The sequence below is a fragment of the Streptomyces sp. NPDC050549 genome (assembly GCF_040655035.1).
Lineage (GTDB): Bacteria > Actinomycetota > Actinomycetes > Streptomycetales > Streptomycetaceae > Streptomyces.
On sequence record NZ_JBFAJD010000040.1, the window covers coordinates 74,389 to 90,643 of the forward strand.

General features: G+C 70.9%; 16 protein-coding genes. 3 read left to right on the plus strand and 13 right to left on the minus strand.

The genetic code is table 11. The annotated features are described in order from the left end of the window. Positions 1–71: 71 nt before the first annotated feature. From AB0I51_RS39115 to AB0I51_RS39130, 4 genes are all read right to left on the minus strand, one after another. The gene (locus AB0I51_RS39115; RefSeq protein ID WP_362983139.1) at positions 72–1,613 is read right to left on the minus strand and encodes an FAD-dependent oxidoreductase; all 1,542 of its coding nucleotides are present in this window, start codon (positions 1,611–1,613) and stop codon (positions 72–74) included. A gap of 84 nt (positions 1,614–1,697) precedes the next feature. Continuing rightward, positions 1,698–3,401: an FAD-dependent monooxygenase gene (locus tag AB0I51_RS39120; RefSeq protein WP_362983140.1), complete on the minus strand. Its 1,704-nt coding sequence runs from the start codon at positions 3,399–3,401 to the stop codon at positions 1,698–1,700. 56 nt (positions 3,402–3,457) lie between these two features. Then, entirely contained in the window at positions 3,458–4,927 is a 1,470-nt protein-coding gene (locus AB0I51_RS39125) for an FAD-dependent monooxygenase (protein ID WP_362983141.1), read from the minus strand. Positions 4,928–5,095: 168 nt separating this feature from the next. Then, positions 5,096–5,512: a TIGR03618 family F420-dependent PPOX class oxidoreductase gene (locus AB0I51_RS39130; protein WP_362983142.1), complete on the minus strand. Its 417-nt coding sequence runs from the start codon at positions 5,510–5,512 to the stop codon at positions 5,096–5,098. A 138-nt stretch (positions 5,513–5,650) separates the two neighbouring features. Here AB0I51_RS39130 and AB0I51_RS39135 point away from each other — a divergent pair, with 138 nt between their 5' ends. Continuing rightward, positions 5,651–6,064 carry a helix-turn-helix domain-containing protein gene (locus tag AB0I51_RS39135; protein WP_362983156.1) on the plus strand — a complete coding sequence of 138 codons (414 nt, stop codon included), beginning with the start codon at positions 5,651–5,653 and terminating at the stop codon, positions 6,062–6,064. Between the two features lie 20 nt (positions 6,065–6,084). Here AB0I51_RS39135 and AB0I51_RS39140 read toward each other — a convergent pair whose 3' ends face one another. From AB0I51_RS39140 to AB0I51_RS39150, 3 genes are read right to left on the minus strand one after another with little or no spacing between them, the layout of a single operon-like run. Next, on the minus strand, positions 6,085–6,621 hold the full coding sequence (locus AB0I51_RS39140; protein ID WP_362983143.1) for a flavin reductase family protein: 537 nt from the start codon (positions 6,619–6,621) through the stop codon (positions 6,085–6,087). Positions 6,622–6,634: 13 nt separating this feature from the next. Further along, positions 6,635–7,963 carry a cation:proton antiporter gene (locus AB0I51_RS39145; protein WP_362983144.1) on the minus strand — a complete coding sequence of 443 codons (1,329 nt, stop codon included), beginning with the start codon at positions 7,961–7,963 and terminating at the stop codon, positions 6,635–6,637. Next, the gene (locus AB0I51_RS39150) at positions 7,960–8,406 is read right to left on the minus strand and encodes a nuclear transport factor 2 family protein (protein ID WP_362983145.1); all 447 of its coding nucleotides are present in this window, start codon (positions 8,404–8,406) and stop codon (positions 7,960–7,962) included. Before AB0I51_RS39150 ends, AB0I51_RS39145 begins: the two co-directional genes overlap by 4 nt. 200 nt (positions 8,407–8,606) lie before the next feature. On the opposite strand from AB0I51_RS39150, the gene AB0I51_RS39155 reads away from it, so the two are divergent. Both AB0I51_RS39155 and AB0I51_RS39160 read left to right on the plus strand, forming a co-directional pair. Beyond that, on the plus strand, positions 8,607–9,302 hold the full coding sequence (locus AB0I51_RS39155) for an antibiotic biosynthesis monooxygenase family protein (protein WP_362983146.1): 696 nt from the start codon (positions 8,607–8,609) through the stop codon (positions 9,300–9,302). Next, entirely contained in the window at positions 9,299–10,180 is an 882-nt protein-coding gene (locus AB0I51_RS39160) for a 4'-phosphopantetheinyl transferase superfamily protein (protein ID WP_362983147.1), read from the plus strand. The genes AB0I51_RS39155 and AB0I51_RS39160 overlap by 4 nt, the downstream gene beginning before the upstream one ends. 47 nt (positions 10,181–10,227) lie before the next feature. Here AB0I51_RS39160 and AB0I51_RS39165 read toward each other — a convergent pair whose 3' ends face one another. The 6 genes from AB0I51_RS39165 to AB0I51_RS39190 are packed head-to-tail and all read right to left on the minus strand — an operon-like array spanning position 10,228 to position 16,156. Further along, complete coding sequence (locus AB0I51_RS39165; RefSeq protein WP_362983148.1) at positions 10,228–10,455, minus strand: acyl-CoA carboxylase subunit epsilon; 228 nt, start codon at positions 10,453–10,455, stop codon at positions 10,228–10,230. A gap of 13 nt (positions 10,456–10,468) precedes the next feature. Further along, positions 10,469–12,037 carry an acyl-CoA carboxylase subunit beta gene (locus AB0I51_RS39170; protein ID WP_362983149.1) on the minus strand — a complete coding sequence of 523 codons (1,569 nt, stop codon included), beginning with the start codon at positions 12,035–12,037 and terminating at the stop codon, positions 10,469–10,471. A gap of 41 nt (positions 12,038–12,078) precedes the next feature. Continuing rightward, positions 12,079–12,390, minus strand: coding sequence for an acyl carrier protein (locus AB0I51_RS39175; RefSeq protein ID WP_362983150.1), 312 nt, complete (start codon positions 12,388–12,390; stop codon positions 12,079–12,081). Continuing rightward, entirely contained in the window at positions 12,387–13,661 is a 1,275-nt protein-coding gene (locus tag AB0I51_RS39180; protein WP_362983151.1) for an MFS transporter, read from the minus strand. Before AB0I51_RS39180 ends, AB0I51_RS39175 begins: the two co-directional genes overlap by 4 nt. Positions 13,662–13,664: 3 nt before the next feature. After that, positions 13,665–14,612, minus strand: coding sequence for an alpha/beta fold hydrolase (locus AB0I51_RS39185; protein WP_362983152.1), 948 nt, complete (start codon positions 14,610–14,612; stop codon positions 13,665–13,667). Beyond that, complete coding sequence (locus tag AB0I51_RS39190) at positions 14,609–16,156, minus strand: FAD-dependent monooxygenase (RefSeq protein WP_362983153.1); 1,548 nt, start codon at positions 16,154–16,156, stop codon at positions 14,609–14,611. Before AB0I51_RS39190 ends, AB0I51_RS39185 begins: the two co-directional genes overlap by 4 nt. Positions 16,157–16,255 lie beyond the last annotated feature (99 nt).

The window sequence follows — 16,255 nt, forward strand, 5'->3', positions numbered from 1 at the left end:
GTTGAGTGTCTGCTGTGATGGGCGCGGTACGCCGGGGAGCCGGCACCCTGCCGGGTGCCGGCTCCGGCGGGTCAGGCCGCGCCGACGGACTGGGTGAAGGAGAAGAAGCGGTACGGGTCGTACTTCTTCTTGATCGCGACCAGGCGCGCGTAGTTGCCTCGGTAGTAGGACTGCTTCCAGTCCTGCAGCGCGGGGTCCATGTAGTTCACGTACGTCCCGCCGTTGGAGTACGGGTCGACCGCGGCGAACCCGGCGTCGGCCCAGCTCTGGGCCACCGCCTTGCCCTGCGCGGTGGCCGCCGCCGGGTCGGCGATCGTCGAGCGGTAACTGGCGCAGTAGAGCGTGTCCCGGTGGGGGTAGGCGGTCGCGCTGGCGGCTATGTCGTTGGAGACGCCGCCGAACCAGTGGACCTCCAGCGTGCGCCGCTGGCCGGCCGCCCGCTGGCCGTCGAAGGCCGTCATGACCTCGGCCCAGCCGCTCGCCGGAAGCGGGTCGGTGATCATGCGCATCCGCTCCACGCCGAAGGCCGGCCGGGTCAGTTGCCCCGTGGTGGTCTTCTCGGAGCGGCGGCACGCGTCCTGGCTCAGGCTGCCACAGCCGAAGATGCCCATCATCAGGTCGCGGTAGGACACGGTCATGTCCTGCCGTCCGACGGGCTGTCCGGTCAGCGCGAGCAACCGGGCCGTCTCCGCGGTCAGTTCGGCCGAGGTACCCCGGGAGACAAGGGTCACCGTGGTGGTGGGCACGGCGCCGGGCGCGGCGTCCGGCAGCGTGATGTAGGTGCCGCCGCTGATGGAGTTCGGCGCGTCCACCAGCCACCGGGTGGCGGCGTCGAGGACCTCGGCGGAGCGCTCGTAGGGGAAGGCGAGGTACGACACCAGCAGGTCGCCGACGACATGGTGCTCAAGGGTGTACGAGGTGATGACGCCGAAGTTGCCGCCACCACCACCGCGGATCGCCCAGAACAGGTCGCTGTTCTGGGTGGCCGACGCGGTGACGGTCCGGCCGTCGGCCAGGACCACCTGGGCGGAGCGCACCGAGTCGCAGCCCACGCCCAGGGTGCGGGTCATGAAGCTCAGGCCGCCGCCCTGGAGGAATCCGCCGGCCGCGACCGTGGGACAGCCGCCGCTGCTCAGGGCGTAGCCCTGGTCGGCCAGGGTGTTCAGCACGTCGACGTTGAGGGAACCGGGCCCGATCGTGACGGTCTGCGAGTTCACGCTGATCGCGTTGATCCGGGACACGTCGATGACGAGCCCCTGTGTGGTGGAGGCACCGGCGTAGTTGTGTCCACCACTGCGTACGGCGACGGACAGACCCCTGGCGTACGCGTAGGCGATGGAGGTCGCCACGTCGGTGGCGTCGACGCAGTACGCGATGGCCTGCGGACTGATCACGTCGTACTGGGCCAGTTCCAGCTGCTTGGCCACGGCGTAGCCGGAGTCCGTCGGCAGCACCAGGTCCCCGCTGAGCCGTGCGGCGAGCGAGGACCAGGAGGACGCGGTCGTCGATTCGGCGGCGGCCGCGATGCCCGCCCCCGGCCTGATCTGTGGCAGTACCGCGGCTGCGCCCAGGCCGCCGGCGGCCGCGCTGATCATCTTTCTGCGGCTGATCATGTGGAGTCCACGTATCCGTTCGTGTCGAGATGAGTTCGGGTGGAGAGGGATTCGCGTCGTCGCGAAGAGGAGGAGGGAAGAGAGTCAGGAGACCTTGCGGCCGCGCAGGCCCGCCCGCACGGAGCCGGCCAGGAAGGAGCGGCCCAGCTCACGCATGTCCTGGGGACCGCTGGTGTTGGCCCACCACATGAACTTCAGCATCGTGGGAGTGCTCGCCCGGTAGAACCTGTGGTCCTCCGGGTCCTTCCAGCCGAAGGGCGTATTGACGGACTCGCAGTCACGGATGCCCTCGAAGACGATGTCCGCGGCCTTGTCACCGTCGATCTCGCCCGCCTCGTACCGTTCGCAGGTCTCGACGGTGAGCTCGAAGAGGTGCTTGAAGGAGTGGCTGTCGGGCCACCACAGGCCCGTGTAGGGAGAGTTCTCCATCTCCTTGAAGTGCCGCTCGTCGCCGTCGAGTTCGAAGTTCTGGCGGGCCCTGATCTGGCGCATGGTGGCCGGTGTGGTGAAGCAGGCCCAGACCCGGAAGACCGCGTTCCACAGCCGGAAGTGGCTGAAGGCGATGTACGAGCTGTTGACGATCTTGTCGTTGTGGTCCAGCAGGCCCTGCTCCAGTCGCTCGACGTACTCGAAGCGCTCCTCGGAGAAGTCGTCCTCGCGCAGAGCGTCCAGCAGCCGCCAGGCCAGCGCGTCCACGACCTCGAAGGTGTTGGACAGACCGCGCGAGTACAGCGGGTCGACGAAGCCGGCGGCATGCGACATCAGGCACCAGCGGGCGCCGACGGTCTGCTTGGAGGAGTACTGGATACGGTCGGGTGTGGAGACCCATTCACGGATCCGGCTGGCGCCCTCGAACTGCCGTTTCACCGCGGGGTACTTGTCGAGGTAGTGCTGGAACTCCTGCTCCGGGGTCAGATCCGCCGGCTTCGGGTACAGCCGCTCGTCGAAGGTCAGGCCGACGCTGCAGGCGGGGTTCTTGGAGTCCTTGTAGTTGTCGAACGGGATGATCCAGAACCAGCCGCGCTCGATGAGATGGTGCAGGGTCCCGCCGTGGAAGGGGGACTCGGACGGCGGGCGCAGCGCCTCCGGGTAGTTGCACACGTCGTCGTACGGCTTGATGCCCACGTAGTGCGTGAACATCGAGCGGGCGTGGTGCTTGAGCCGGGACGGCTGCTCGCGCAGGTCGAGCTTCTGGGCCAGCGGGGAGCGGAAGCCGCTCGCGTCGATGAGGTACTTGGCGCGGAACACCTCGCCGTTCCTGCCGGTGACCGTGACCCCGTCCTCGTCGAAGTCCAGGTCGGTGGCGAACCAGTTCTGCCGCAGCGTGCAACCGTACTTGGCCGCGACGTTCAGGTAGTACGAGTCCGTGTCCTGGCGGAACAGGTGGATGGCCTCGGTGAGCATCTTCGGGATGACGAACATGGTCGCCTCGCGCGGGTCCGGCTCGCGGTTCTCCCCGTGCAGGACGAACCCGAAGCTCTGCTTGCGGCCGTGGTGGGGCCCCATGTGCTCGGTGATCGCCTTGATGTCGAGCATGTGCCTGATCTCGGGCACGTCGTAACGGGCGGCCAGGATGTGCAGCCACTCGACGAGTTGCGGGTTCTGGGACTCGCCGACGGCGAACCGCGGGTGCTGCCCCGCGTCGATCAGTACGACGTCGACGCCCTGCCGGGCCAGGATCGCGCCCATGATCGAGCCCGCGAGGCCCGAGCCAAGGATCGCCACGTCGCACTGGGTCCACTCGGCGGCCTCGGGGGCCTCTTTCCGCTCCTCAGACTTGGTGGACAAGACCGCACTCTCCTTCTTCCTCGGGCTTCCTCGGGTTCATGGGTCCTCGGGTGTCGTCAGGCGCGGGACTCGCCGAACCACTGCGCCAGGGAGTCGGTCAGCCCGTCGACGGAGCCGGCGGGGCTCGCCCAGGCGACGTAACCGTCGGGACGCACCAGGAGGTTGGCGGCCGGGGCCCCTTCCTCGGGGCGGCGGGCCGTCACGATGTCGACCCGGTCCGCCCAGCCGGCCGCCGCGTCACGCAGCGCCGCGTTGTCGAACATGTCGAGCAGGACCGGCCGGCCCGCCTGGAGCAGTTCGTACGTGGTGGTCTTGGTGTCGCCCACCAGCAGCGACTGCTTCGGCAGGCGGCGGCCGAGCAGCGGGTGACCGCCCGGGGCCGCGCCGTAGGTGATGTCCAGGCCGGTGACGAGGCCGACGAGATGGTGGCGCACCGCCTCGATCCGCACCAGCTCCGCGAACAGGTCGCGCAGCGGCTGGGCTTCGGGGCCGCCGAGGTAGAGGGTGCGCTGCGCCAGGGTGTTGGTGATGACGCGGGCACCGACGGGGTGGCGCTCGGTGTGGTAGGTGTCGAGCAGGCCCTCGGGGGCATGGCCCTTGAGCTGCGCGGCGAGCTTCCACCCGAGGTTGATCACGTCGCCGACGCCCGCGCTGATGCCCTGGGCGCCGATCGGCATGTGGATGTGGGCGGCGTCGCCGGCGAGGAAGACACGGCCCCTGCGGTATTCGGCGGCCTGACGGCTGGCGTCGGTGAAGTAGCTGGTCCACAGGGGGGTGGCGGCGCTGATGTCCTCACCGGTCACCCGCTGGAAGGAGGCGGCCACCTCCTCGAAGGTGGGCGGCTCCTGGGTCGGCCGGACGCCCGCGGCGCGCTCGAAGACCACGACGCGTGTGGCGTGCGGGCCGAGCGGGAGTACGACCACCATGCCGGCCTCGGTGACCTCGCCGGTGGGCCGCAGCCGGACCGGGACGCCGGTCACGTCGGTCATCTTCATCTCGATGGTGGCGTTGACGCCGGGGAAGTCGATGCCGGCCAGCCGTCGCACGGTGCTGCGGGCACCGTCGCAGCCCACCAGGTAGCGGGCGCGCAGGACTTCGGTCCCCTCGGGTCCGGTGACCTCGACGCCGACGCCGCTCTCGTCCTGCGTCAGGCCGACGACCTCGTGCCCCCGGCGCACGTCGGCGCCCAGGCCCACGGCCCACTTGTGCAGGATGGCCTCGGTCCGGGACTGCGGTACGCCGCGCACGCCGAAGTTCCCGCCTTCGACGATGGTGTAGTCGAGGGGAAGGCCGCCGAAATGCCCGCCGGGCATCGCCTCCATCTCACCGAATTCACCGAGGAACCCGCGCTGGCCGAACTCCTCCAGGGTGCGGGCCGAGAAACCCAGAGCGCGTGACTGCTGCATCGGTTCGGCGAGCCGGTCGAGCGCGACGACGGATACTCCCTGCAGGCGCAGTTCTCCAGCGAGCATAAGACCCGACGGGCCGGCACCGGCAATAATGACATCGACGTTGAACGCGTCCATATTCCCTCTCCCGCTGACGTTTCTCCCAGTATTCCGAGGCGGTCACGGAAGCTGAATGGCCGTAGATACAGGACTCTGACAAGTTCGTCAGGGCTGTTGCGGCTCAGGCAGGAGCAGCTCACAAGAAGGGGGGCCGGAAACGCTTTCCGGCCCCCCTTCTGCGCTGTTTCAGTACAGCCCCATGACGTGGTCGACCGCGATCTCGATGACGGCGAGGCCCGGTGGCTGCGGTGGTGGGGACCAGTAGCGCGCGGTGTAGCGGCGTATCCCCTCCTTGAGCCGCTCGTCGTCGGTCGAGACGGTCGCCGCACCCTCCAGGGTGATCCAGCGCATCCCGGCCACCTGGCAGACGGCGGCCCGGCCGCCGCTCGCGGCCAGCAGATTGCGTGCCTTCTGGCGCGTCACGGTGGTCATGACCCGCGCGACGCCGGCCCGGGCGTCCCAGGTGAACCGTACGGGCGCCACATGGGGCGAACCGTCGGCGCGCACGGTGGTCAGGGTGCACAGGTGGTTGTCGGCCAGGAACTTCTCGGCCGTGGCGCCCAGGGGCGGGTACGGCCGAGGGGCCGCAGCTGGGATCGACATGCAACTCCTAGGAGGATGAGGGCAGTTCGGAGTTCGGGCGGACGGCGTACCGCGGGCGTCGACGGGTTCCGGGAAGCTACCACCACCGATAAACTAAGTACCTAGAGGAAAGTGACTTCCCGAAAGGTGACCATCGTGCTGAAGAGCCCCGCGGACACGCTTCCCACCACCACCGCCGGGGCGCCGCGCGTCAGCGCGGAGCAGGCGTGCCCGATCGCCCCGGTGGTGGACATCGTCTTCAGCCGCTGGACGACGCCGATCCTGTGGACGCTGAACGCGTACGGCGTCCAGCGCTTCGTCCAGTTGCACCGCAATATCGGCAGCATCACGCCCAAGGTGCTGACGCAGCGGCTGCGTCAGCTGGAGCGGGACGGCCTGGTGGTGCGCACGTACTACCCGGAGGTGCCGCCCCGGGTGGAGTACGAGATCAGCGAACTGGGCAAGAGCCTGGGCCCGTTGTTCGCCTCACTCGCCGTGTGGGCGAGCGAGCACCTGCCCGTCGTGGAGCAGGCGCGGCAGGACTTCGACTCGGCCGAGGCCGCCTGCCCCTGACCTCCCGGGTGGCGCGGTGGTCAACTCCGCCGCGCCGCCGTGGTGTCGCCGAGTCCACGCATGGAGCCCTGGAAGAAGACCAGCGGATGCTGCCCCTCGTCGGGGGCACGGAGTCCGACGACTTCGCCGAGGAGGATGCTGTGGTCGCCGCCGTCGTGCTCGGTGGTCAGACGGCACTCCAGATGTGCCAGGGCATCGCCGAGGACCGGCAGTCCGGTCTCGGACCTGCGATGGGGGACCTCGTCGATCCGGGCGGTGTGACGGCCGGCGAACGCCCAGGCCACGGACTCCTGTTGCCGGGTCAGCAGGTTCACGACGAATCCGCCGGAGCTGCGGATCACCGGCAGCAGCCGGGAGTTCTCGTGCAGACAGATCAGCACCAGGGGCGGGTCGAGGGAGACCGAGGTGAAGGAGTTCACCGTGGTTCCCCCGCTGTCGTCACCGCTTCCGGAGGTGATGACGGTGACGCCGGTGGCGAAGTTGCCGCACACGGTGCGCAGTGTGCGGCCGTCGATCGGCGTGCGCGGTCGGGGAGTTACTCGCGGAACGGACGTCATGGCGTCCCTCTCGTCAGGCGTGCGGCCGACTGAGGCCGGCGACGGGGTCGACGGTGTCCGGCGTCGCTCCGGTCCCCGCCGGGGCGGGGTCAGGGCGGTGGCGGGACAGCAACGGTCCTGCCATGGCGGTCGTGACGAGAGCCATGACCACCAGCATGGTGAACATGCGCCCGTCGAGTACGCCCAGGCTGACGGCTGCGTTGAGGATGATCAGCTCGGTCAGGCCCCGGGTGTTCATCAGCAGTCCCAGATCCTTCGTCTCCCGCCAGGACAGCCCCGCGAGCCGGGCCGGCACGACGGCGCCGATCAGCTTCCCGGCACAGGCCACCGCGACGATCGCGAGGAGCGCCACGAAGTCGCCGCCGGAGAGCCCGCCCAGGTCCACCCCCAGGCCGGTGACGATGAAGAAGACCGGGAGCAGCACCATGGCCATGTTGTCGAGGGGCCTGCGGATGTGCCGGACCAGCAACTCGGCCGGCTCGCGGGGCATGACGAATCCGAAGAGGAAGGCACCGAAGATGGCGTGGATGCCGATCCAGGTCGTCAGCCAGGCCGAGGCCAGCGCGCCCGCGCAGAGCACCGAGAGCAGCAGGGGCCAGCGTTCGGCGGCGGCCCAGCGCCAGGCCAGACGGGCCGCCAGCGGCCTGACGACCAGGAACATCCCCGCCACATAGACCAGGCTCAGCGCACCGATGTGCGCCAGGTCGCCGTAGTCGCCGTCGGCGGCGACCAGGGCCGAGACGTAGGCCAGCAGGCACCAGGCGAGCACGTCGTCGATGGCGGCGCTGGCCAGCGAGAGAGTGCCGACCCGGGTGCCCAGCAGCTTGTTCTCGGCGAGGATCCGGGCCAGCACCGGGAAGGCGGTGATCGACATCGCCGTACCCAGGAACGTGGCGAACGCGGTGAAGGGGATCTCGTGCCCTCGCACGGTCGAGTGGTGCGGGTAGAGGACCACCGCCAGGGCGAAGCCGAGGCCGAAGGCCAGCGCGATCGACGAGATCGAGACGCTTGCCGCGAGTTTCGCGTGCGGCCTGATCAGCCGCTTCTCGAATTCCCAGCCCACCACGAACATGAAGAGGACCAGCCCGACCTGGGACACGGACGACAGCAACACCCGTACGTCCGCGGGGAACAGACGGTCCGTCAAATGCCCGGGCAGCAGGCCCAGGACACTGGGACCGAGCAGGATTCCGGCGGTGATCTCCCCCACGACCGCGGGCTGGCGCAGCCGTTGGGCCACCCTGCCGAGCAGGGCGCCGCTCACCAGCACGAGGGCGATGTCGGCCAGCATGACGGCCAGCTTCATCTCCTGGGAGCTGGGCGCCGCGAGTACGGTCATCATCGGGAGTCCCGGGTGCGGGGCGGGGTGCCGCGGGTCCACAGCACGCGCAGTGACAGGGACGACAGCCGCCATCCGTCGGCGGTGCGGCGCGCCTCGGCGGTCGCGAGCGTACCGGCCTGGAACAACGGCTCGTCCGCGCCTCCGGGGTGGTGGACGTGGGTGGCGATGATGTTGGCACGCACCACGGCCCGGTCCCCGTCCTCGTCGAGGGCGACGACCGCGGGCGATCCGAGGTGCTGGGTCCCCGCGAAGGCCGCGAGTCCCTCCCGCTGGTGGTCGGCGAGCCCCTCGATGCCGTCGTGCCGACTCATCGGGAACTCGATCCGGGCGTCCTTGGTAAAGAGACCTTGCGCCCACGTGTCGTCGATCTCGTCGTCGTCAAGAGAAACGAGATACCGGTCCAGGAGGGCGCCTATCTCGAATACTTCCTGTCCTGGATTCATTGTTCGAGCATGCAGTCGAAACCCGCTGCCACCAAGGTCGCTTTTCATATCCCTGACCAAGACCGAGAAAGCTCCTGACGCCCTCCTCGGAGGCTTGGCAAAGCAGAGTCAACCCTGGACCTGACAGCTCTTCAATTCCCTCGTATCTCTTGCCATGCTCCTTCCGTATCCCACTTTCCGCCCATGAAGGAGACGAGAGAATGCCGAAGATCGCAGCCGACGGTCGGCATCTGACGGTCCTCAACCTGTTCTCGACCGACGCGCCCGAGAAGCAGGAGAAGCTGCTCGCCGCGATGCGCGAGATCGTCGATTCCGCGGCCTACGAGGGTTGGATCTCCAGCACCGTCCACGCCGGCCAGGACAAGCCCGGCACGGCCAACTTCATTCAGTGGCGCAGCACCGAGGACCTGGAGGCCCGTTACGCGGGCGAGGAGTTCAAGCACCGTACGCTTCCGCTCTTCGGTGAGATCACCACCTCGATCCGGCTGCTCCAGAACGAGATCGCGTTCACCCAGCAGAAGTCCGGGCCCGGTGGTGCCACCGAGATCTCCCCGGACCGCGACGACTACACGGTCATCGAACTGTTCGGTGTCGAGGAGTCCGGCCAGGAGGACCTCCTCGACGCGCTGGGCGCCTCCCAGACCTACCTGCTCGACGTGCCCGGCTACCGCACCCACACGGTCCTGCGCGGTCTGCGGGCCCGTGGCCTCGACGGCAAGTTCGTCGTCGTCTACTCCCAGTGGGACAGCAAGCAGGCCTACGACGCCTTCCGCGCCCAGCCGGAGTCGGAGCGGGTGCCCGAGCGCCGGAAGGTGGACTCCCGCGTCCGGTCCCTGCAGACCTGGCAGGACGAGAACACCTACCGCGTGGTGCACACGCGTTCCTCGGAGGAGTGACCACAGTCGGTCCGCGGGACAGCCGCCGTCAGGGGTTCTCCACCCTGGCGGCGGTCTTCTCGTCCCGTCACGAGGAGTCGGCCAGGACGGCCGGTGCCGCGGGCGGCGAGCTGGACGTATGGCTGCTGGTGCCCCCCGAACCGCCCCACGACGTCCCGGGCCACGAACTCGACGCCCACGAGAGGCTGCGGGCCGGATCGTTCCGGCGGCCCCTCGACCGCCGGACGTATGTCGCCGCGCACGTGGGCCTGCGCCGGGTCCTCGCGGTGTACACGGGCATCGCGCCCGACCGTGTCGTCCTCGCGGGCGAACGGCACGACGGCGACGGCGGGCGGCACGGGCGGCCGACGGTGCTCGGGGCGCCCGGCGCCCCCCAGTTCTCGCTCTCGCACAGTCACGGCCTGGCGCTCGCCGCCGTGGCCGGCGTCCGGGTGGGCGCCGACGTCCAGCGGACACCGACGGCGAGGACGGTGGAAGCCTGTCTTCCGGCGCTGCATCCGGCCGAGCGCGAGGAGCTCCTGGGACTTCCCGAAGACAGCCGGCCGGAAGCCTTCGGCCGGCTGTGGACCCGCAAGGAGGCCTATCTGAAAGGGCTGGGGACCGGGCTCGCCCGGAGGCCGGGCCTCGACTGTCTGGGCGAGGCCGCACTCGCCGCCCGTCCGGCCGGCTGGCTCGTGGGCAACCTGCCGCTGTGCGCCGGGTACGTCGGCGCGGTGGCACTGCGCGGCTTCGGTGACCGCCGTGTCGCGATACGGGCGGTGCCGCCGGAGTGTCTGTGCACCGTGGACGCCTCGGTCGCGGTGGACCGGCTCGGAAGGCTGGAACCCGGAGTCCGGTCGGTTCTGCGCGACCGCACAGCCGGGCCGCGCGCGGACTGACACCGGCCGGACTCCGCGGCACTTCGGCGTCCCCGGCCGCCCGGCGCTCAGAGGCCACTGCGCCAGCTGCGCGGTCCCTCGAACCCGGACACCCGTTCCAGCCGCCGCCACAGGGCGACCGCCTGCTGTGCCCGCGCGGTGTCGTCCGGTACGGCACCGGCCGCGAGCCCGCGCGAGAGCAGGACCGCGGTCAGGGCCGCGAGTTCCTCGGGAGAGGCCTGGCCCCGTTCGAGTCGCAGCAAGGGCGTATCCGTCATGGTGGGTCGGTCCTGCATGGTTCCTCCTGGCTCACTGGGGCGGGTTGCCGTGCTTGCGGCTCGGCAGGTCGGTGTGCTTGGCGCGGAGCATGGCCAGGGACTGGGCCACGGCCTCCCGGGTCTCGCGCGGGTCGACGACGTCGTCGACCAGGCCGCGTTCGGCGGCGTAGTACGGGTGGACGAGCTCGCTCCGGTACTGGTCGATCTTCTCCCGGCGCATCGCGTCGGGGTCGTCCGCGGCCGCGATCTCGCGCCGGAACACCACGTTGGCGGCGCCCTCCGCACCCATCACAGCGATCTCGTTGGTCGGCCAGGCCAGCGCGATGTCGGCACCGATGGAGCGCGAGTCCATCACGATGTAGGCGCCGCCGTACGCCTTGCGCAGCACCACGGAGACCCGCGGCACCGTCGCGTTGCAGTACGCGTAGAGCAGCTTCGCGCCCCGCCGGATGATGCCTTCGTGCTCCTGATCCACGCCCGGCAGGAAGCCCGGCACGTCGACCAGTGTGACCAGCGGGATGTTGAAGGCGTCGCAGAACTGGACGAACCGGGCTCCCTTCTCGCTCGCCCTGATGTCCAGCACCCCCGCCATGGCGGCGGGCTGGTTGGCCACGACACCCACGGTGTGTCCGTCGACGCGGGCGAGGGCGCAGACGAGGTTCGGCGCCCAGGTCGCGTGCACCTCCATGTACTCGCCGTCGTCCACTAGTTCCTCGACGACCCCGCGGACGTCGTACGACTGGCTGCCGTCGACCGGCACCAGGTCCAGGAGGCGGTCGCCGGAGCGGTCGACGGGGTCGCCCGTGGGGGCGACGGGCGGCAGTTGCCGGTTGTTGGACGGCAGGAGCGACAGCAGGTAGCGCACCTCGGCCAGGCACGTCTCCTCGTCGTCGTGGACGAAGTGGGCGACGCCGGAGGTCCCGGCGTGCACATCTGCGCCGCCCAGGCCGTTCTGGCTGATCTCCTCGCCGGTGACGGCCCGGACCACGTCCGGGCCGGTGATGAACATCTGCGAGATGTCGCGGACGGCGAAGACGAAGTCCGTCAGCGCCGGCGAGTAGGCCGCCCCGCCCGCGCAGGGCCCCAGCATGACCGAGATCTGCGGGATGACCCCGGACGCCCGGGTGTTACGGCGGAAGATCCCGCCGTAGCCCGCGAGCGCGCTGACGCCCTCCTGGATCCGGGCGCCGGCTCCGTCGTTGAGTGAGACCAGCGGGGCGCCGGCCGCGACCGCCATGTCCATTATCTTGTGGATCTTGGTGGCGTGGGCCTCGCCCAGGGCCCCTCCGAAGACCCGGAAGTCATGGGCGTAGACGAAGACCGTGCGGTCGTCGACCGTGCCCCAGCCGGTGACCACCCCGTCGCCGTACGGTCGCTTCTCCTCCAGCCCGAATCCGGTCGCCCGGTGTCGGCGCAGCGGCTCGACCTCGCGGAAGCTGCCCTTGTCCAGCAGCAGTGCGATGCGCTCATGGGCGGTCAACTTGCCTTTGGCGTGCTGCCGTTCGGTTGCCCGGGCGCTCCCGCCTTCACGGGCGAGGTCCTTGCGTTCGGCCAACTCGTCGAGCCGGCCGGAGAGTTCACCGGGTGCCACGAGGCTCATCTGCGGATCTCCGTTTCTGGTAGTGGTGGACGAGTACGACGTCAGCGGGCGAGCAGTTCGGCCAGTTCGTCGAGGGTGCTCTCGCGCAGCGTCTCGGCCGGCACCTCGGTGCCCAGGTCGTCCCGGATCACGCGCGCCAGGCGCAGCGCGTCCAGTGCGTCCAGCCCCTGGCGACAGAGCGGCAGACGGGAGGAGAGCCGATGCGCGGGAGGCACCGCGAGCATCCGCTCGACCTCCAGGCGCAGGCGATGGCCGATCACGCGGGCCCGCGCGTCGTGGGGCAGGTCGCGCAGGCCGGTCGGGTGCGGCAAGCGCCCGAGTCTGCGGGACGGATCGTCTTGGGCCGTGGTCATGGGTTCCTTCCGGTCGCCGAGGATGCCGGGGCAGGGGACGTGAGCGCCGTAGGGCGGTCCGCGCCCCCGGTGAAGCGGCTCGCGGTCAGTGCGGTGATCGCCGCCGCCGAGGAGACGAGCCCTCCCGCGTACAGGCCCGAACGGGCCCCGTGCCGGACGGTGAGCCAGCCGACGAGGAGGGCGCCGAGCGGGGTGAGTCCTTGCAGGATCAGCGTGTAGAGCGCCATCACCCGGCCCCGGTACGCGGGGTCGCTGCCCAACTGGACGCGGTGGTTGGCGGCTTGGGCGAAGTAGAGGGCGGCGAACCCGGTCAGGCCGAGCAGTACAGCGGCGGTGGGATAGTCCGGAGCCCAGCCGGCCACCGACTCCAGCAGCCCGAACACCAGGGCCGAGCCGGTGACGGCCGGCGCGGTCGGCCTGCCGCCGCGGAGAGTCGTGGCGAACGCGGCGAGCAGTGAACCGGCGGCGAACGCCGCGGTCAGCAGCCCGAACGCGGCGGCGTCCGAGTCGAAGACCGTCCTGGCGAGCAACGGCAGGGTGAGCTGGAAGTTGAACCCGAACAACCCGATCACCGCGACCAGCGTCAGCGGCACGACCAGATCGGGGCGGCTCCGGACGTAGCGCAGCCCGTCGATCACCCGGGCCGCCCGGGCCGCCCGCTCGGGACGGCTGAGTTCCCCGGGCCGCATGCGACGCAGGGCGATCACCGTGGCCAGATAGCTGAGCGCGTTGAGCACCATGACCGGGCCGACGTCCAGTGCGGCGATGAGCAGCCCGGCGAGGGAGGGTCCGAGCACCCGGGCCGTGTTGAAGTAGGCGGCGCTCAGGGCCGAGGCGTTGGGCAGCAGGTCCGGGCCGACCATCTCGCTGACGAAGGCCATCCGGGCCGGCACCTCGACCGCGTTGACCGTGCCGAGCCCGAGTGCGAACAGGTGAACGTGCCACAGCCGGACCGAACCGGTCAGCACGAGTACCGCCAGGACCAGGGCGAGGGCCCCCGAGACCAGGTTGGCGACGCCGAGCAGCAGCCGCTTGTCGTAGCGGTCGGCGAGCCGGCCGCCGTACAGCGTGAACAGCAGCAGCGGGGTGAACTGGAGGGCGGTGACGGTGCCCAGCGCCGTCCCGGAGTCCCCGGTCAGCGACAGCACGAGCCAGTCCTGTGCCGTGACCATCATCCAGGTGCCCGCGACGGAGACGACCTGGCCGACCGCGAAGAGCCGGAAGTTGTGCACGGCCAGGGACCGGAAGGGCGTACGCCGCTTGTTCTCCATCGGTCAACGGGCCGTGCCGGCAGAGGCGCCCGCGGCCCGGCGCGCGAGGCACTCCTCGAAGAACGAGAAGGCGCGCAGGTGGTACGTGCGGGCGGCCCAGCCCAGGCTGATGTTGTGGCCGGCGCCGGACTGACGGTCGACAGCGACGGACGGCGCCGCCGTGAACTGGGCGGCGAGGTCGGCGAGGGCCCGGTCGTCGTGGCGCCACCACAGTTCGCACTCGGCGAAGGTCAACCGCACCGGGACGCGTACCCGCGCGGCCGTACCGGCGAAGCGCCCGGGCCACAACGGGGCCTCCGCGCGCTCCCGTTCGGGCAGGGGCGCGACCATGGACGCCGCCTCCCGGAAGGTGTTCGGCGGATAGAGGCGCAGGGCGCCCCAGTGCCGCTTCCAGTGGTGACCGGGAGGCGGATCGGCGAGGGCGTCCGGCTCGGTGGCGTAGTCACGGCCGAGGCCGGAGATGTCGAGCCCGAGCAGCTCGGGCGGGGCCGGGGCCGGGCCCTCGCCGGCGGCGGACGCGGCGTAGGTCAGCGCCAGTTCGCCGCCGAAGGAGTGCGCGAGCAGGAAGACTCCGTCGCCCGTCGCGCACCGCTCCCCGAGGTGGGCCAGCGCCGCCCGCAGCGCCGCCGACTGCTCGGCCAGCGCCTGGCCGCGGGGCAGCCGGGCGGCGGACAGTCCGTATCCGGGCCGGTCGACAGCCACGACGGTGTAGCCGAGCCGTGCGCCCAGCGCGAGCAGGGAGACGTCGGGGTGCGCCTGTCCGTCGAAGTAGCCGGAACTCGTCCCGCCGCCGTGCACGGCGACGACCGTGGCGCGTGGCGGGCCGGCCGGCCGGGAGATGAGCGCCGAGAGGGTGAGGTCCCCGGCCGACAGGGCGATGGGGCGTACTCCCGGTGACATCGACCACGGAAGGGCCGCCGGCCCGGCGGCTTCGGTCGTGAGGGCGCTCATGTACGGTCCGGGGTGCCGAGCCACTGGTCCATGGCCGCTTCGAGTCCGGTCGGGTCGGCGTCCGCCGCGCCGGGGTCCGGGGTGCCGAACCAGCGGTGCAGGGCGGCCTCCAGACCGGCCGGGTCGGCGCCCGCCCAGGCGATGTAGCCGTCGGGGCGGACCAGCAGCGCGGCGGCCCCGTCGAACGTCCCGGGGGTCGGTGGGGTGCCGGTGACGGTGACGACCCGGTCCTTCCAGCCGGCCGCGGCCGCCCGCAGGTCGGCCGCGTCGGACAGGTCGAGCAGGACGCCGAGGGCCGGGTGCAGCAGTTCGGGGGTGCGGACCGGCCCGCGCCCGGTGTCCAGGGTGCGCGGCGGCAGCCGGTGGCCGACGGGGGCGGGGCCGTCCGGGCCGAGGTCGTAGTGGACGTCGAGATGGCTGACCGCGCCCGCCAGATGCCGCTTGACCTCGTCGAGGCCGATCAGTTCGGCGAACAGGTCGCGCAGCGGCCGGGATTCGGGGCCGCCGAGGAAGACCTGCCCCTGGGCCCGGGTGTTCGACAGCAGTCGTACGCCGACCGGATGGCGTTCGGCGTGATACGTGTCCAGCAGGCCCGCGGGAGCGGTGCCCCGCACGGTGGCGGCGAGCTTCCAGCCCAGGTTGGCGGCGTCCTGGACGCCGGTGCTCAGGCCCTGGCCGCCGGCCGGCAGGTGGATGTGCGCGGCGTCGCCGGCGAGCAGCACCCGGCCCCGCCGGTACTCGGTGACCTGGCGGGTGGCGTCGGTGAAGGAACTGACCCAGTCGGCACCGCCGCCGGAGATGTCCTCGCCGGTCAGGCGCTGCCAGGCCGCGGCGACCTCGGCGAACTCGGGTGTCTCGCTGCGGTCCGCGGGCGGTGTGCCGTGCTCGCACACGATGATGCGGTCCACGCCCTCGGCGAGCGGCGCGGCCATCACCATGCCGCCGGGCAACCGCTCCCCCAGCGGTCGCGGCCGCACGGCGCAGCCGACCACGTCGGCGAGGTACATACCGCGGGTCGCGGAGGTGCCCGGGAAGGCGAATCCGGCGTCCTTGCGCACCGCGCTGTGCCCACCGTCGGCGCCCACCAGGAACAGGCCGCGCAGCTCCTCCTGTTCGCCGTCCGAGGTGGCCACGGTGACAGTGACGCCGCTCTCGTCCTGCTCCGCGGAGAGGAAGCGCCGGCCGCGGCGGATGTCTGCGCCCAGTTCGGCGGCCCACTCCTCCAGCACCGCCTCCGTCCGGGACTGCGGGATGCCGCGGGCGCCGAAGTGGGCGTCCGCCAGGACGGTGTAGTCGAACACGACACCGCCGAAGTGGCCCATCGGGCTGGTCTCCAGGCCGCCGAAGCGGGGGACGAGACCGCGCTGGTCGAACGACTCCAGGGCGCGGGCGGTGAAGCCGAGGCCGCGCGACTGGCCGGTGGGCCGCTCCAGTTCCTCGGCGACGACGACGCTCGCCCCGCCCAGGCGCAGTTCCCCGGCCAGCATCAGTCCGGTCGGGCCGCCCCCGACGACGATGACGTCCGCGTCCAAATTCCTGTCCATGGCAGTCCTACCTTTCAAGGGTGGTTGCTCTGGTCATTCGTAAGATCGGAGGGCCCAGGGGTTCTGGGTATGGCTGTCATGGCGGCGCCGTTGGCAAGG

Excerpts from the sequence above, each read along its gene's own strand:
- AB0I51_RS39115 (WP_362983139.1), bottom strand. The coding sequence starts at position 1,613 with ATGATCAGCCGCAGAAAGATGATCAGCGCGGCCGCCGGCGGCCTGGGC.
- AB0I51_RS39125 (WP_362983141.1), bottom strand. The coding sequence starts at position 4,927 with ATGGACGCGTTCAACGTCGATGTCATTATTGCCGGTGCCGGCCCGTCG.
- AB0I51_RS39130 (WP_362983142.1), bottom strand. The coding sequence starts at position 5,512 with ATGTCGATCCCAGCTGCGGCCCCTCGGCCGTACCCGCCCCTGGGCGCC.
- AB0I51_RS39140 (WP_362983143.1), bottom strand. The coding sequence starts at position 6,621 with ATGACGTCCGTTCCGCGAGTAACTCCCCGACCGCGCACGCCGATCGAC.
- AB0I51_RS39145 (WP_362983144.1), bottom strand. The coding sequence starts at position 7,963 with ATGATGACCGTACTCGCGGCGCCCAGCTCCCAGGAGATGAAGCTGGCC.
- AB0I51_RS39150 (WP_362983145.1), bottom strand. The coding sequence starts at position 8,406 with ATGAATCCAGGACAGGAAGTATTCGAGATAGGCGCCCTCCTGGACCGG.
- AB0I51_RS39155 (WP_362983146.1), top strand. The coding sequence starts at position 8,607 with ATGCCGAAGATCGCAGCCGACGGTCGGCATCTGACGGTCCTCAACCTG.
- AB0I51_RS39165 (WP_362983148.1), bottom strand. The coding sequence starts at position 10,455 with ATGCAGGACCGACCCACCATGACGGATACGCCCTTGCTGCGACTCGAA.
- AB0I51_RS39170 (WP_362983149.1), bottom strand. The coding sequence starts at position 12,037 with ATGAGCCTCGTGGCACCCGGTGAACTCTCCGGCCGGCTCGACGAGTTG.
- AB0I51_RS39175 (WP_362983150.1), bottom strand. The coding sequence starts at position 12,390 with ATGACCACGGCCCAAGACGATCCGTCCCGCAGACTCGGGCGCTTGCCG.
- AB0I51_RS39180 (WP_362983151.1), bottom strand. The coding sequence starts at position 13,661 with ATGGAGAACAAGCGGCGTACGCCCTTCCGGTCCCTGGCCGTGCACAAC.
- AB0I51_RS39185 (WP_362983152.1), bottom strand. The coding sequence starts at position 14,612 with ATGAGCGCCCTCACGACCGAAGCCGCCGGGCCGGCGGCCCTTCCGTGG.
- AB0I51_RS39190 (WP_362983153.1), bottom strand. The coding sequence starts at position 16,156 with ATGGACAGGAATTTGGACGCGGACGTCATCGTCGTCGGGGGCGGCCCG.